Here is a 15882-nt window from a genome sequence, read left to right on the forward strand (position 1 = left end):
CGCAGCCTCTTTTATCATGTAGAAAAGTAGAAAGAAGGAAGAAGTCGGAATGAATACAAGAATTTTTTAGAAAATTGCTATTTTTATGATAAAATAGAAGTTAGTAGCAATTGAAAGGGGCATCTATGAAGTTAAGAACAAAGGCAAAAGGTCTGAATGGTCGCATCCGTGTGCCAGGCGACAAATCTATTAGTCACCGTTCGATTATGTTCGGGAGCTTGGCCAAGGGCCTTACAGTGGTTCACGATATTTTGAGAGGTGAGGATGTCCTTTCTACGATGCAGGTCTTTCGCGATTTAGGCATCAAGATAGAGGATGATGGAAAGACTGTCAAGATCCACGGTGTTGGGTTTGATGGTCTCAAGGCGCCGCACAATAAATTAGACATGGGAAATTCAGGAACCTCTATCCGCTTGATTTCGGGTGTTTTGGCAGGTCAGGATTTTGCAGCAGAGATGTTTGGGGATGATAGTTTGTCCAAGCGTCCGATGGATCGGGTGACCCTGCCTCTTAGTCAGATGGGTGTGGATATTTGGGGTCAGACAGAACGAGATTTACCGCCACTTCACATCCATGGAAGAAAAGATTTAAAGCCTATCCATTATCAGCTGCCAGTGGCTTCCGCTCAGGTCAAATCAGCCTTGATTTTTGCGGCTTTACAGGCTCAAGGCGAGTCAATCATTATTGAAAAGGAAATTACCCGTAACCATACAGAAGATATGATTGTCCAATTTGGCGGTCAAATTGAGGTCAAGGGTAAGGAAATCCGTGTGCAGGGTGGTCAGACCTTTACAGGACAAGAAGTGAGAGTGCCTGGTGATATTTCCAGCGCAGCCTTCTGGCTGGTTGCAGGTTTGATTCTGCCCCAGTCCAAAATCGTCCTTGAAAATGTAGGAATCAATGAAACTCGGACAGGGATTCTTGATGTTATCAAGGCAATGGGCGGTAAGATGACCCTTTCTAATATAGATGAGGTGGCCAAATCCGCTACGATTACAGTTGAGACTTCTGAGCTGAAGGGAACGGAGATTGGCGGAGAAATTATTCCGCGCTTGATAGACGAGCTTCCGATAATTGCCCTTTTAGCGACCCAAGCTGAGGGCAGAACGGTAATCCGAGATGCAGAGGAGTTAAAAGTCAAAGAAACCGATCGGATTCAGGTTGTTGCAGATGCTTTAAATAGCATGGGAGCAACCATTACTCCCACAGCAGATGGCATGATTATCGATGGAAAAACGCCTCTTCATGGTGCAACCATCAATACATTCGGCGATCATCGTATTGGAATGATGGCAGCCATTGCGGCTCTATTAGTTTCGGATGGAGAGGTGGAGCTGGAGCGGGCAGAGGCTATCAATACCAGCTATCCAAGCTTCTTTTCAGACTTGGAGGGCTTGGTGAATGGCTAAGATTTTACTTGGCTTCATGGGAGCGGGAAAATCAACGATTGCGAGATCCTTGTCAGCAGATTTTCTGGATATGGACGAGCTGATTGTTCAAAAAATCGGCATGTCCATCCAAGAGTATTTTGCCCAATATGGTGAGCCAGCCTTTCGAAAAATTGAAGCTGAAGTCCTGGCTGAGTGTATCCAGCAGGATATCGTGCTTTCTACAGGCGGCGGTGTCGTCTTGAGCCCCCAAAACCGTGACTTATTAGCTAAAAATCCCCAAAATATTTATCTGAAAGCTGACTTTGAGACCCTTTTTCGCCGGATTGAGCAAGATCAGGAAAATCAGCGCCCCTTGTATCTGACCAAGAGCAAAGCAGATTTGCAAGAGATTTTTGAACAACGGCAGGCTCTCTATGAGGCGGTCGCGACACAAACAATTGACGTGGTAGGAAAAACGCCACAAGAAATTATTGAGGAAATTCAATGAAAGTAGCTTTTTTAGGACCCAAGGGATCTTTTTCCCACCATGTTGCCCGAGAAGCCTTTCCCCAAGCAGACTTGGTGCCCTACCAAAATATCACAGAAGTGATGAAGGCCTATGAAGGGAAAGAGGTGGATTATTCAGTTGTTCCCGTGGAAAATTCGATTGAAGGAAGTGTCCATGAGACCTTGGATTATCTTTTCCATCAGGCTGATATTCAAGCGGTAGCAGAGATTGTTCAGCCCATTAAGCAGCAGCTATTGGCGACCAGCTTAGATAAGCCTATTGAAAAAGTCTTTTCCCATCCTCAGGCGCTTGCTCAGGGGAAGGGCTATATTCGCCAGCATTATCCAGAAGCAGCAATAGAAATCACAGCTAGTACAGCCTATGCGGCTCGCTTTGTAGCAGAGCATCCTGACCAACCTTTTGCCGCTATCGCACCGCGGACTGCGGCAGTCGAGTATGGTTTGCAAGTGGTGGCTCAGGATATTCAGGAAATGGAGGAAAATTTCACTCGTTTCTGGATTTTGGGACAAACCACCCCTGCTCTTAAGCTTGTAAAGCAAGAGGAAAAGCAGAGTTTGGCTCTGACTTTACCGGATAATCTGCCCGGTGCATTGTATAAGGCACTATCAACCTTTGCCTGGCGCGGTATTGACTTGACAAAGATTGAAAGTCGCCCTCTTAAAACAGCCCTAGGGGAATATTTCTTTATTATTGATATTGATAATGAACGGAAAGAATTAGTGGATTTCGCTTACCAAGAGCTTGCTACACTTGGTATCACCTTTAAAATTATAGGAAGTTATCCCGTTTTTCAAATTCAGGATTATAGATTGGAGCAGAGATGAGAGAAACAGAAAATCTTAGTCGACACGAGCAGTTAAGGCTGGATTATCTCCATACAAACTATTACTATCTTAACGAACATGAAAAAGAGGAGTATAATTACCTCCGCCAAAAGTCGAAAGGACGGCCAGATGCTGCGCAAAAGGCGTCTACCAAGCAGACCGTGCAGGCTTTATCAGAAGATCCGAAGACGGATTCATCCGGTTTGTTACCCAAATACCCGGGTAAAGGTTCTCTTAGCAGAAGTCAAAAGAATTCCCGTGCTTCTTTGAAGCAAGAAGTGAAAAAATCAACTCAGAAAACTCCGAGAACCTACAAAAAAATTCGTCCTAAGCGGGTGCTGATGTGGCTCCTGATTTTTGTGCTTTTGGTTGTTTCTGGCATGCTCTTTATGTTTTTCAAAGGTTTAAATACAGCGAGACCAGGAAATCTTAAAGCGGCTGATGTTGAGTACTTTGATGGCCATGATGCTCGAGATGGGATCAACATTCTTGTTTTAGGAACGGATGGCCGAATTGGAGAAAATTCAACGGAGACTCGGACTGATTCAATTATGGTCTTGAACGTTGGCAATAAAGACCATAAAATGAAGTTAGTCAGCTTTATGCGTGATACCTTGATTCATATTGACGGTGTCAGCAATTCCTACACGGAGCCAACGGATGATGATTATTATGATCAAAAATTGAACTCCGCCTATACTTTTGGTGAACAAGACAATCATCGTGGAGCTGAGGCAGTTCGTCAAGCTTTGAAAGATAACTTCGATATTGACATTAAATACTATGCTCTAGTGGACTTTAACACCTTTGCGACTGCAATTGACACCCTCTTTCCAAATGGTGTATTTATGGATGCTAAATTTTCGACCATTGATGGGGAAAAAGTCACAGAAGTGGAAGTTCCAGATGATTTGAACATGAAGGATGGAGTGGTTCCTACTCAAACCATCAAAGTTGGTCGTCAGCACATGGATGGTCGGACGCTCTTAAACTATGCCCGCTTCCGTAAGGACGATGAGGGTGACTTTGGACGTACACGTCGCCAGCAAGAAGTCTTGACCGCTATCATGCAGCAGATAAAAGACCCTACGAAGCTTTTTACAGGCTCTGAAGCATTAGGAAAAGTTTTTGCCTTGACCTCGACCAATGTACCTCAGAGTTTTATTTGGTCACAAGGCTTATCCTTAGTGCTTGATTCACGCAATGGGATAGAGCGCCTCACTATACCAGAACTAGGCGACTGGACGGATACCTATGATATGTATGGTGGACAAGGACTCTTGATTGATTTTGAAGCCTATAAAGAAAGATTGAAACAAATGGGATTAAGATAAGGCTCTTATGATATAATGGGAAGTGACAGATTTTGTCTCTTCCCTTTCTTTTTGGAAAATAGCAGAGCAGAAATGTGAACATATTTTCCAATAGGAAGAAAGAAATAAACAGTAGAAATCCTGTGATTCCCTGCTTTAGTATAATTGTAGTTGAGTGCAGGATTGATTAGAAAGTAAAGAAATGTTAAAAAAGAACGATATTATTGAAGTAGAAATTGTAGATCTCAGTCATGAGGGAGCGGGTGTAGCCAAGGTAGACGGCCGCGTCTTTTTTATTGAAAATGCCCTGCCGAGTGAAGTGATTCGCATGCGTATCCTCAAGGTCAACAAAAAGATCGGCTTTGGCCGTGTTGAGGAATTTGTGAAGAAGTCTGACCAGCGCAATGAGCATGTTGATTTAGCCTATCTACGGACTGGAATTGCTGATTTGGGACACTTGGCTTACCCAGCCCAGCTAGCTTTTAAAGGTAAGCAAGTGCAGGACTGTCTTTATAAAATCGCTGGCATTTCGGATGTGGAAGTGCTGGAGACACTGGGCATGGATCAGCCACTGGCCTATCGTAATAAAGCCCAAGTACCAGTCCGTCGGGTCAATGGCCAGCTGGAAACTGGCTTTTTCCGAAAAAATTCCCATGATCTACTGCCGATTGAGGACTTTTATATTCAGGATCCAGTTATCGACCAAGTCATCGTTTTTGTACGTGACTTGCTACGCCGCTTTGACCTCAAGCCTTACGATGAGAAGGAGGGCACTGGACTGATCCGCAATCTGGTTGTTCGCCGTGGCCACAATTCGGGTGAAATCATGGTGATTTTGGTGACCAGCCGGCCTAAGATTTTTCGAGTGGAGCAGTTAATTGAGCGCTTGACAGAAGCTTTCCCAGCTATCAAGTCCATCATGCAAAATATTAACGACCAGCCGGGCAATGCCATTTTCGGTCGGGAGTTTCGGACACTATACGGCCAAGACTTCATCACTGACAGCATGCTGGGCAAGCAGTTCCAGATTGCTGCGCCAGCCTTTTACCAAGTCAATACTGAGATGGCAGAGAAGCTTTATCAGACGGCCTTTGACTTTGCTGATTTTAAAAAAGAGGATATTGTGCTGGATGCCTACTCGGGCATTGGCACCATTGGTCTGTCGCTGGCTGACCGAGTCCAGCAGGTCTATGGAGTCGAGGTCATTCCTGAGGCCGTGGAAAATAGTCAGCGCAACGCAGAACTCAACGGTATCACCAATGCCAGCTATGTTTGCGCCCCTGCAGAAAAAGCCATCCAAAATTGGCTGGATCAGGGAATCAAGGCGGATGTCATCCTAGTCGATCCGCCGCGCAAGGGCTTGACCGAAAGCTTTATAACTTCCAGTGTCAGCATGGAGCCCCAGCGGATTGTCTACATCTCCTGCAATCCTGCTACTATGGCGCGTGATATCAAACTCTATCAAGAGCTAGGCTACGAACTAAAGAAAGTCCAGCCAGTGGATCTCTTTCCGCAGACGCATCATGTTGAGACGGTATCACTGCTTGTACAAGCTGATTAAACATGGGTGTAGCTAGTGAAAGTCCTATAGTAAGGAGTTTAAACATGAAATTCCATGAATTTGGTGATAAGAATTTGCCTCCTATTTTACTGATACATGGTGGTGGAAGTTCTTGGTGGAATTATCTTCGTCAAGCACGAATCTTGTCAGAAGAATATCGTATAATTCTACCCACTTTGAATGGCCACGGCGAGGAATATCAACTTGATTATGTTTCTACTGAAGATTCTGCTTTGGAGATTCTAGACTATATCAAAGCAAACTGTGGTGGGAAATTGTTTGCAATCGGTGGTGTTTCGCTTGGTGGTCAAATTACCATGGAGATTTTGTCTTTAGACAGTGAAATTGCTAAGAAGGCCATCATAGATGGAAGCCTCTGTATTCCTCAACCAAGGTTAGCTAAAATCAGTATCTTTCTAGTGTCTCTATTTGGTAAACTGATGTTCAATAAATTCTCTTGCAAACTTCAGTTAAGCATGATGAACAAACTCTATCCTAAACTGGCTTTTCCAGAGGAAATAAAAGCTTATTATTTGGAGGATTTGCCAAGGACCCCTGTCAAAACATTGGTGACCATTTACAAAAACTATATGGGATGTTACAAGCTGAAAGATATGATTTCTGCTAGCAAGGCTCAGGTTCTGTATATCTATGGTGAAAAAGAATTGAACTGTGTGAAAGAATCAGCGAAATTATTTCATCAGCTACATTCAAATACAATTTTGTATGAAGCAAAGGGCTATAACCACGGCTATTTATCAGCTTACCTGCCTTATGAGTGGATTGATTTGGTAGTGCCATTTTTAAAGAGTGATTCATTAGAAATGTGTAACGAATCTGATATGCCGTAAGGAGGAAACGGATGCTCGGAGCAATTGTTGGAGACATTGTAGGTTCTGTTTACGAATGGAACAATATCAAAACTAAGGACTTTCCTTTATTTCGGAAAGACTGCTTTTTTACAGATGATACGGTAAGTTCGAACCGCTGAGTGTGTAGCTCTACTCGTGAAAGCCCATAGACCTTTTAGCGAAAGTTTTTTTAAGTCTTGAATTGTGCACTTAATTTGACAATTCAAGACAAAAGAATAACCATGTCGCCCTACTAACGTTAAGGAGAAATATTTATGCCTTATTTTGCTAAAATAGATAAAAAGTCTGTATATACTACAATCATTGGTTTGTTTCTAATGGCAGTGCTGTCTTTGACAAAGATAATACCTGAACTTTCTTTATCAGGTCTCACCGTACTGATTGGTATTCTCTTTTTCTTTGTTCTTGAACATTTTGAGAAAAAATCGCATATAGAATCAGGTTTGCGCTTTAAATCATTTTTCAATGATTTGAAAAAACAAGGAGTAATTCTTTTGGTTTTACTCCCGATAGGAACTGCTGTAGCAACGTTGATTATTGGCGATTTGGTATTTAAGGGTGCGTTCACCAGTCATATTGTTGGAAGAACGGATTCTATGTTATCTTTCGATAAAATACCACTCCTTATGGTTCAAGTAATAATTGCGGCTTTAGGAGAAGAAATCGCATGGCGAGGTTTCTTTCTTGGTAAGTCAATGACAATTCTTCCATTTTGGCTTTGTGCTATTGTGTCGTCTTTATTGTTTGCGGTAGCCCATATTGCTAGTGGAAGTTTTGAACTTGTTAGTTATGATGTTTTGATGATTTTTATTGATAGTATCATCTATTCCGTTATTTATAAAAAGACTAAAAATTGTTTGATTACAACTTTATCGCATATTCTAGCCAATACAACAGGTATTGTTTTTCTAATGTTTCATATGTAAAATATCTACTTAACTATGGACTTCACTCTAGGATAGAGACGATAACTGTCGCATACATTTCTTGCGTAATATAGTTCATGTAAGTATAGAGTAAGCTTCTTAAAAAATCTAATTAGTAAAAGCCTTGGCCTCAAGGCTTTTTACTATATCCCCAAAACAACACCTTGCATTCATTTTTTTAAAGTGATATACTAGGGCTATGTTTTGAAATCGTTTGCACAAAATTGCGATGAGTTTATAAAGAGAAATCTAGGAGAGAAAATATGGAATTGTCAGCTATTTACCACAGGCCAGAGTCGGAGTATGCTTATCTTTATAAGGATAAGACAATGCACATTCGCATTCGGACGAAAAAAGGCGATACTGAAGCAATCACTTTGCACTATGGAGATCCTTTTATCTTTATGGAGGATCATTATGAGGACAGCAAGGAAATGGTCAAAGTCACCTCCGATGCTTTGTTTGATTATTGGCAGGTGGAGGTTTCAGTCGGCTATGCGCGACTTCAGTATCTCTTTGAGATTAAGGATAAGCAAGGCCAGACTATCTTGTATGGAGATAAGGGATGTGTTGAAAACTCGCTAGAAAACCTTCATTATGAAGGAAACGGCTTTAAACTTCCTTATATCCATGAAATTGATGCTTGCCATGTGCCTGACTGGGTAGCAGAGACGGTATGGTACCAGATTTTCCCAGAAAGATTTGCCAATGGCAATCCTGCTCTTTCGTCAGAAGGAGCTATAGCTTGGGATTCGTCAATCACGCCTAAAAGTGAGGATTTCTTTGGTGGCGATTTACAAGGGATTATTGACCATCTGGATTACTTGCAGGACTTGGGTATTACAGGTCTTTACCTCTGTCCGATCTTTGAATCTCCGAGCAATCACAAGTACAATACGACAGATTATTTCGAAATTGATCGTCATTTTGGAGACAAGGAAACCTTCCGTAAACTGGTGGATCAGGCACATCAGAGAGGCATGAAAATCATGCTGGACGCTGTTTTCAACCATATAGGAGATCAATCTCCACAGTGGCAGGATGTCCTCAAACATGGTGAAAATTCTGTTTACAAAGACTGGTTCCATGTTCAAGAGTTCCCAGTGACCAAGGATAAGCTGGGAAATCCTAGAAAGCTCCCTTATCATACCTTTGCCTTTGAGAGCTATATGCCCAAGCTTAATACGGCAAATTCTCAAGTGAGAGACTATTTGTTGAGTGTTGCGACCTACTGGATTGAAGAATTTGATATCGATGCTTGGCGCTTGGATGTGGCTAATGAAGTCGACCATCAATTTTGGCGAGATTTCCGCAAGGCTGTCTTGGCTAAAAAGCCTGATCTTTATATTCTTGGGGAAGTCTGGCACACTTCTCAGCCTTGGCTAAATGGCGATGAATTCCATGCGGTCATGAACTATCCTCTCTCTGATAGTATTAAGGATTATTTTTTGCGTGGGGTCAAGAAAACCAGTCAATTCATTGATGAGATCAATAGCCAGTCTATGTATTATAGACAGCAGATTTCAGAAGTGATGTTCAATCTTCTGGATTCGCATGATACGGAGCGCATTTTGGCTACTGCCAAGGGAGATGTTCAACTCGTTAAGTCTGCACTATCCTGCCTCTTTTTACAAAGGGGAACACCGTGTTTCTACTATGGAACCGAGCTAGAGTTAGACGGCGGGCCAGATCCAGATTGTCGTCGTGTTATGCCTTGGGAACGTGTTTCCAACAGCAATGACATGCTTAATTTCATGAAGAAATTGATTCAGCTTCGTAAGAGTGTTTCAGACATTATCCAGCATGGGAAATATATTCTAGAAGAAATCAAGCCGGATGTGCTGTCTCTGGAATGGGATCATGATGGTCAAAAGGTCCGAGCAATTTTTAACCAATCCAAGGAGAATTACCTGTTAGACAGTGATTCTGCAACTCTAGCAAGTCATTGCCAAGTAGCGGACGGGCAACTTCTTATCTTACCAAAAGGCTTTGTAATCTTTACGGAAGATTTGCAAACTGAAGCAAATTAATTTTTGGAAATTTGACTTAAGTATTTGTCAGGGTTACTCAAATTTCAAAAACCCAATCTAAGAGCAGTCTATTTAAGAAGTGCAAGTAACTTACTAGAAAAGAGGAGGTCAGAATGGAATTAAAAGATTTTACCGAAAAAGAGCAGGAGCAGATCAAAGAGGGGCTTAGTACAGCTGTCATTAGCGATAAGGAAGCGGCTAAAAAGATTTTAGCGCTGGTGCCACAAGAATGGCTTAAGCGAATTCCTTTCCTTGTGAGAGGGCATGCAACGACCAAGACGGTTGAGCGAGTTGCCAAGCAATACCCAGAACTTTACGCTGTGGCCAAGCAAGCAGGAGAGCTTCCTGAAAAGGAGCGTGAAGAATTGCGCGCCATCATGACAGCTATTTTTGAAGAAAAGATGAACAAGCATAAGATTAAGTAGACTTACCAGTGTATAGTGATTCCTTTCTTTAAGTTGGCGTGTGGAGTTAGCTACTCTACCTTGCTCATCAATTCATAAAACAAAGTGACTGCAGTTGATAAAGGTGCAGTCATTTTTTATGGCTTAAGGAAGTTTCTATCCAAGATAGATTTTTCCTTTCTGTTTTCCAGTATTTCTTGATATAATAACAAGAAGAATTATTTGAAGATGAATATAGGAAAAATGTAAAAAGGACGAAAGAATGAAGAAAGTAAAAAAGATTATCTTGATGAGTACCTGCACATTGGCCATTCTTAGCTTAGCTGCATGTGGGAAGACACAAAAGCAAGCGAACGGGGGTCAAGAAATTCCGACAGTTGGTCAGACTAGCTCGGAAAAATATCCATGGAAGGCAACTTATTCAAATCTAAACAGTAAAAAAAGTGTCGAAGAAGTTAAGAATTTACTGGCTGCTAACTTGGATAAAGACAGTGTCGATAACTTTGTCAATCTAGTCAATGACTACAACGTTCTTGTCGGCTCGACTGGATTAAGGGGCGATTTCACTAAGTTTACCAAAACAGAATATGATGTAGAAAAAATCAATCCTCTATGGCAGGCAAAGAAGGGCGATTTTATCGGGACAAATTGCCGGATCAATACTTATACTTTGCTGAAAAATAGCATTGAAATTCCTCAAATAGAAAAAGATGACGAACTCTTGTTCATCGATAATGACTCGATTGACAAGGGGAAGCTCTTCGATGCCAAGGATAAGGAAGAATTTAATATCCTGTTTTCAAGAGTCAAGACTGAAGCGACTCAAGATGTAAAAGTCCATGCTAAGAAAATGGAGGAATACTTCAAACAGTTCAAGTTTAACGAAAAGGCTCGGATGCTTTCTGTCATCGTCCACGACAATCTTGATGGTGACTCTCTCTTTGTGGGGCATGTCGGCGTCTTGGTTCCAGATAAAGACGGCTATCTGTTTGTCGAAAAGCTGACCTTTGAAGAGCCGTATCAGGCCATCAAGTTTGCGACCAAGGAAGATGTCTACAAATACTTGCAGACAAAATATAAAGACTACACAGGAGAAGGATTGGCCAAGCCTTTTATCATGGACAATGATAAGTGGGTAGAGGGGAAATAGAATTTTTAGCCAGTTAAGTTTTATGTAAACTCTAGTTAAGGGAAGGAAATAAAAATGGATAAAAAACAGACATATTTTTCGATTGCCCTTGTTCTTATCGGTTTTCTACTTGTGGAATCAAGTATTTATATCATACCCTATATTGAAGGATTAAAAGAATTAGAAATAGCTGTTTTTGTAATTGGAATTCTTATTTTACTAGGTGTCATCATCTTATTAGCAAAGACTAAGAGGCATCATGATTAAAGAGCAGTACTTACAAATAAAAGATTTAGAAAGTATTTTATGGGAATTTATTGGTCATAAAGTAGAGGAATTGTCCGTCTTCAAAGCATTATCTGAGAATTTGAACTATCTTAATAGAGAAAAGCTTGCTATGGTTGATTCATCTGAAATTCATGATAGCGAAGGTCTTACTATTGTAGACCTGCAGCAGAATGATAGGGAGTTGTTCATTCACTTTGAAATGGACTTTCAACTAATGGGCTGGGCATCTGCTAGAAATGACTATGCAGCCTATATCCAAGCGAGTCTTGTTGGAAGTTATCGAGTTGACTTGAAGGCAAAGCTTGCTTTTTCTGGCAAGAATGTAAATGCTCTCACTAAAGCTCAATTATTGGAATATGGCGAAAAACTGATCTCAGATTTAGAACTCCACTACCGAGATATTGAAGGTTCTGAACACTATGGATGATGAAACCTTTAAAGGAATTATGATATGAATAGAAAGCAAGCACTGTCTATTTATTTGCTAGGTACCTTTGCTCAACTATTGCTAGTGAGTCTCCTAGTTTGGTTTTTAAGGGCAGGAAGAATGAAAGTTGATTTTACGTCAACAATTGGAATAATTGCTATTGTTTTAGGTGGCTTATCATCTGCTTTTTGGGGCAGTCTTGCCAGTATTGGCTACCATCAATCTAGTTTCAAAAAACTTTTAAAAGATTTTTTTCAAGTCAAAGATAGTCTAGCTAATTATAGTTTGGTGCTTGTTTTCCTGTCCCTAGAGTTTATGCCATTTATCTTTGATGGTAAGATTATTATGCAATCTTGGTTCTTGCCGGTGGCACTCTTTTTCAAAGCTCTTCTTTTTGGTGGGGTTGAAGAAATTGGCTGGCGTTATTTCTTTCAGCCGACCTTACAGGAAAGAATACCCTATTTATCAGCTACTCTTATTACCTTTTTAGCCTGGTCTAGCTGGCATATTTTTTACTTCTACATTGAAGGTTCTTTCGGTGTCATTCAGTTACTCCCTTTTCTAGTAGGTCTACTAACCAACTGTTTTATCTTATCGGCTTTATATCATAAAACACAAAATTTATGGATTTGTGTCATGACTCATGCTTGGATCAACTCCTTGTCTCAGATTTTAGTGAATGAAGATATATGGCTTTCTGTAGTCAGTAAATTACTTATTGTCAGTTTAGCCATCATCATTGCAAGAAAGAAGTATGTAAGGGAGGAAAAATGACAAAATTTATTTCAAAATAATCAGTCGCTATCTGGTATGCATTGATTGCCCTCCTTGCTGCTCTTTTAGTAAGACAAGGTATTCTATGACTTTTCCCAGATGGGAGTAGTACGGAGCCTCTCTCCTTGTACCCTCGCTCACATGGTGATTGATGGTTTAGCTGTTATTATGCTGGTTCAGGTTTCCTTTTTTCGCTTATGCTTAAAAGGATGTAGCAGATGAAGCAGATTGCTTCGTCTTTTTTTATTTTTGTGTTAAGCTAAGATTAGCAAATTGAAAGGGTTTTCGAATGTATCTAGCAGACTTAATGGAAAAGAGTGAAGCGGGGCAGTTTATTGTCCTGTCTTATTTACAGCAGCATTCTACATCCAGTTTGAAGGACGTCATGTCTGAAACAGGCTTCTCGAAAGCAACCTTGACCAAGTACATTAGCCTGATCAACGACAAGGCTATAGAGCATCATGCAGCCTTATCCATCCAGCTTCAAGACGAAACGCTCAGTCTGTCCATTGGACCTGATACTAAGGGACGGGACATTCGCAGACTCTTTTTGAGCAATGCCGTCAAATACCAGATTTTAAACTACCTGCTCTATCATCAACAGTTTTTGGCTCACCAGTTAGCACAAGAACTCATGATTAGTGAAGCGACCCTAGGCCGCCACATAGCTGGTCTAAATCAGATTTTATCAGAGTTTGAGCTATCTATCCAAAATGGCCGCTTGAAAGGGCCTGAGCACCAGATCCGCTATTTTTATTTCTGCCTCTTTCGTAAGGTTTGGTCCAGTCAAGATTGGGAAAGAGAACTTCAAAAATCAGAAAGAAGGCAGGAAGTTGCCGTTTTAGAAGAACTCTGCGGAGCCCAGCTCTCTCAAGGGCAGCGATTGGACTTAGCACTTTGGGCGCATATTACCCAACAGCGCCTGCGCGTCAATGCCTGTCAATTCCAAAATATTGAACAGAAAATGCAGAGCTATTTTGAAAATATCTTTTATCAGCGCTTGCATCGCCGGACAAATGATTTCTTTGCCGGACAGCACATCACTCTAAGTCTCGAAGATGGCGAAATGATGATTTTCTTTTCATTTCTGCTTTCCCATCGGATTTTACCCCTGCACACCATGGAATATATACTGGGCTTTGGCGGTGAAATTGCCAGTCTGATTACACAACTCATTCAAGAGATGAAGGGCCAGGACTTGCTAGGGGATTACATTGAAGACCAAGTGACCTACGAACTCAGCCAGCTCTGCGCCCGCGTCTTTCTTTTCCGAGGCTATCTCTTGCAAGATAAATACAAGCACGATCTGGAACTTCGCCATCCTTACTTATGGAGCGAATACGATTATCGACAAGTGGCAGACACTATTTTTAGCAAACTGTCTATTTTCCAGCAGGGAACATCTCTGGATAAAAAGGTGCTGTGGGAATGGCTCCAGCTGATGGAGTATATTGCTGAAAATGACGGTCAAGTCATCAAGATAGGAATGGACTTGACAGATAGCTTTATCGTTGTTTCCAGGATGACAGCCATTTTAAGACGGTACTTAGAGTACAATCGCTTTATTAGCATTGAAGCCTACGATCCAGCTAAAAATTATGACCTCATCATCACCAATAATCCCATTCATCAGAGCCCGCAGGTTCCCGTCTATTATTTAAAAAATGACTTAGATTTGGAAGATTTGGCTCAAATCCGTCACATGATATTTCATTAAGAAACTTGGAGAAATCCAGGTTTCTTTGTGATTTTCACACAATCTCCTCAAATTTTTTTAAAATTTTAAAAAAATTGATGAACGAGAAAACGCTTTATTTTATATACTAGTTACTGTAGAGGAAACATCCTCAAGATTTTTACTAGGAGGACAGTTCATGTCACAAGAAAAATACATTATGGCCATCGACCAAGGAACTACTAGTTCCCGCGCCATCATCTTTAATAAAAAAGGAGAAAAAGTTAGCTCCAGTCAAAAAGAATTTACTCAGATTTTCCCTCAAGCTGGATGGGTTGAGCATAATGCCAATGAAATTTGGAATTCTGTTCAGTCAGTAATTGCTGGAGCCTTTATCGAAAGTGGTGTGAAACCAAGTCAAATCGAGGCTATCGGAATTACCAACCAACGTGAAACAACTGTCGTCTGGGATAAGAATACAGGACTTCCTATCTACAATGCCATCGTTTGGCAATCTCGTCAGACAGCTCCTCTGGCTGAACAGCTGAAAAGCCAAGGCTATGTAGAAAAATTCCATGAAAAGACTGGTTTGATCATTGACGCTTACTTCTCTGCTACCAAGGTTCGCTGGATTTTGGACCATGTAGAGGGAGCTCAAGAAAGAGCTGAAAAGGGCGAATTGCTCTTTGGTACTATTGATACCTGGCTGGTTTGGAAATTGACTGACGGCGCGGCTCACGTGACCGACTACTCAAATGCAGCACGTACCATGCTCTATAACATCAAGGACCTCAAATGGGACGATGAGATTTTGGAAATCCTTAACATTCCAAAGGCTATGCTTCCAGAAGTTCGTTCTAACTCAGAAATCTATGGTAAAACAGCCGCCTTCCATTTCTATGGCGGAGAAGTTCCAATCTCTGGTATGGCGGGTGACCAGCAGGCGGCTCTCTTTGGACAGTTAGCTTTTGAGCCTGGTATGGTCAAGAATACTTATGGAACTGGTTCCTTTATCATCATGAACACTGGTGAAGAGATGCAGCTGTCTGAAAACAACCTCTTGACAACCATCGGCTACGGTATCAACGGAAAAGTTTACTATGCTTTAGAAGGTTCTATCTTCATTGCCGGAAGTGCCATTCAATGGCTGCGCGACGGTCTTCGGATGGTTGAAAATTCACCAGAATCTGAAAAATATGCCCGCGATTCTCACAACAACGACGAAGTCTATGTCGTACCTGCCTTTACAGGTCTAGGCGCTCCGTATTGGGATCAAAATGCACGTGGTTCTGTCTTTGGCCTGACTCGCGGAACTAGCAAGGAAGACTTCATCAAGGCTACCCTGCAATCCATCGCTTACCAAGTACGCGACATCATCGATACTATGCAGGTGGATGCCAAGACTGCTATTCAAGTCCTCAAAGTCGACGGCGGTGCTGCTATGAACAACTTCCTCATGCAGTTCCAGGCTGACATTTTGGGAATCGATATTGCCCGTGCTAAAAACTTAGAAACAACGGCTCTCGGTGCAGCCTTCTTGGCAGGACTGTCAGTAGGCTACTGGAAAGACTTAGACGAACTCCGTACTCTCAATGAAACTGGAGAACTCTTTGAGCCGTCTATGAATGAATCCCGTAAGGAACAACTCTACAAAGGATGGAAAAAAGCCGTTAAGGCAACTCAAGTCTTTGCAGAAATCGACGACTAATACTGATTCATATTTTGATAATCAAGTCAGTAGAAGCATGAAACGACTAAGT

The 15882-nt window shown here is 41.5% G+C and carries 16 protein-coding genes; all 16 read left to right on the top strand.

All coding sequences use genetic code 11. From position 1 onward, the window contains the following. Positions 1–125 precede the first annotated feature (125 nt). The 16 genes from aroA to glpK all read left to right on the top strand — a co-directional run bounded on the left by aroA (position 126) and on the right by glpK (position 15830). A complete protein-coding gene (gene aroA / locus D8790_RS08120; protein WP_125371726.1) occupies positions 126–1409 on the top strand; it encodes a 3-phosphoshikimate 1-carboxyvinyltransferase in 1284 nt (427 codons plus the stop codon). After that, entirely contained in the window at positions 1402–1878 is a 477-nt protein-coding gene (locus tag D8790_RS08125; protein WP_125371725.1) for a shikimate kinase, read from the top strand. Before aroA ends, D8790_RS08125 begins: the two co-directional genes overlap by 8 nt. After that, a complete protein-coding gene (gene pheA, locus D8790_RS08130) occupies positions 1875–2723 on the top strand; it encodes a prephenate dehydratase (RefSeq protein ID WP_125371724.1) in 849 nt (282 codons plus the stop codon). The genes D8790_RS08125 and pheA overlap by 4 nt, the downstream gene beginning before the upstream one ends. Further along, entirely contained in the window at positions 2720–4057 is a 1338-nt protein-coding gene (locus D8790_RS08135; RefSeq protein WP_125388243.1) for an LCP family protein, read from the top strand. The genes pheA and D8790_RS08135 overlap by 4 nt, the downstream gene beginning before the upstream one ends. Before the next feature lie 181 nt (positions 4058–4238). Continuing rightward, positions 4239–5597, top strand: a complete 1359-nt coding sequence (gene rlmD / locus D8790_RS08140) for a 23S rRNA (uracil(1939)-C(5))-methyltransferase RlmD (protein WP_125388244.1) — start codon at positions 4239–4241, stop codon at positions 5595–5597. 44 nt (positions 5598–5641) lie between these two features. Next, positions 5642–6448 (top strand): alpha/beta hydrolase, encoded by an 807-nt coding sequence (locus tag D8790_RS08145; RefSeq protein WP_125388245.1) that lies wholly within the window; start codon positions 5642–5644, stop codon positions 6446–6448. Positions 6449–6459: 11 nt separating this feature from the next. Next, positions 6460–6588, top strand: a complete 129-nt coding sequence (locus D8790_RS08150; protein WP_000900078.1) for a hypothetical protein — start codon at positions 6460–6462, stop codon at positions 6586–6588. 135 nt (positions 6589–6723) lie between these two features. Then, positions 6724–7395, top strand: coding sequence for a CPBP family intramembrane glutamic endopeptidase (locus tag D8790_RS08155; protein ID WP_125388246.1), 672 nt, complete (start codon positions 6724–6726; stop codon positions 7393–7395). Between the two features lie 263 nt (positions 7396–7658). After that, positions 7659–9425, top strand: a complete 1767-nt coding sequence (locus tag D8790_RS08160) for a glycoside hydrolase family 13 protein (protein WP_125388247.1) — start codon at positions 7659–7661, stop codon at positions 9423–9425. Positions 9426–9538: 113 nt separating this feature from the next. Further along, positions 9539–9850 (top strand): hypothetical protein, encoded by a 312-nt coding sequence (locus D8790_RS08165; protein WP_048763436.1) that lies wholly within the window; start codon positions 9539–9541, stop codon positions 9848–9850. Positions 9851–10091: 241 nt separating this feature from the next. Continuing rightward, complete coding sequence (locus D8790_RS08170; protein WP_125388248.1) at positions 10092–10979, top strand: DUF4300 family protein; 888 nt, start codon at positions 10092–10094, stop codon at positions 10977–10979. A gap of 54 nt (positions 10980–11033) precedes the next feature. After that, positions 11034–11225: a hypothetical protein gene (locus D8790_RS08175; protein WP_045496978.1), complete on the top strand. Its 192-nt coding sequence runs from the start codon at positions 11034–11036 to the stop codon at positions 11223–11225. After that, entirely contained in the window at positions 11218–11673 is a 456-nt protein-coding gene (locus D8790_RS08180) for a hypothetical protein (RefSeq protein ID WP_125388249.1), read from the top strand. Before D8790_RS08175 ends, D8790_RS08180 begins: the two co-directional genes overlap by 8 nt. Positions 11674–11697: 24 nt before the next feature. After that, complete coding sequence (locus D8790_RS08185; RefSeq protein WP_125388250.1) at positions 11698–12447, top strand: CPBP family intramembrane glutamic endopeptidase; 750 nt, start codon at positions 11698–11700, stop codon at positions 12445–12447. A gap of 289 nt (positions 12448–12736) precedes the next feature. After that, positions 12737–14164: an AcpB/EbpR/MafR family transcriptional regulator gene (locus tag D8790_RS08195; protein ID WP_125388251.1), complete on the top strand. Its 1428-nt coding sequence runs from the start codon at positions 12737–12739 to the stop codon at positions 14162–14164. 157 nt (positions 14165–14321) lie between these two features. After that, complete coding sequence (gene glpK / locus D8790_RS08200) at positions 14322–15830, top strand: glycerol kinase GlpK (RefSeq protein WP_125388252.1); 1509 nt, start codon at positions 14322–14324, stop codon at positions 15828–15830. Positions 15831–15882: the final 52 nt, after the last annotated feature.

Origin of the sequence: Streptococcus cristatus, assembly GCF_003943535.1 — a bacterium.
In the GTDB taxonomy this organism is placed as follows: Bacteria; Bacillota; Bacilli; order Lactobacillales; family Streptococcaceae; genus Streptococcus; species Streptococcus cristatus_L.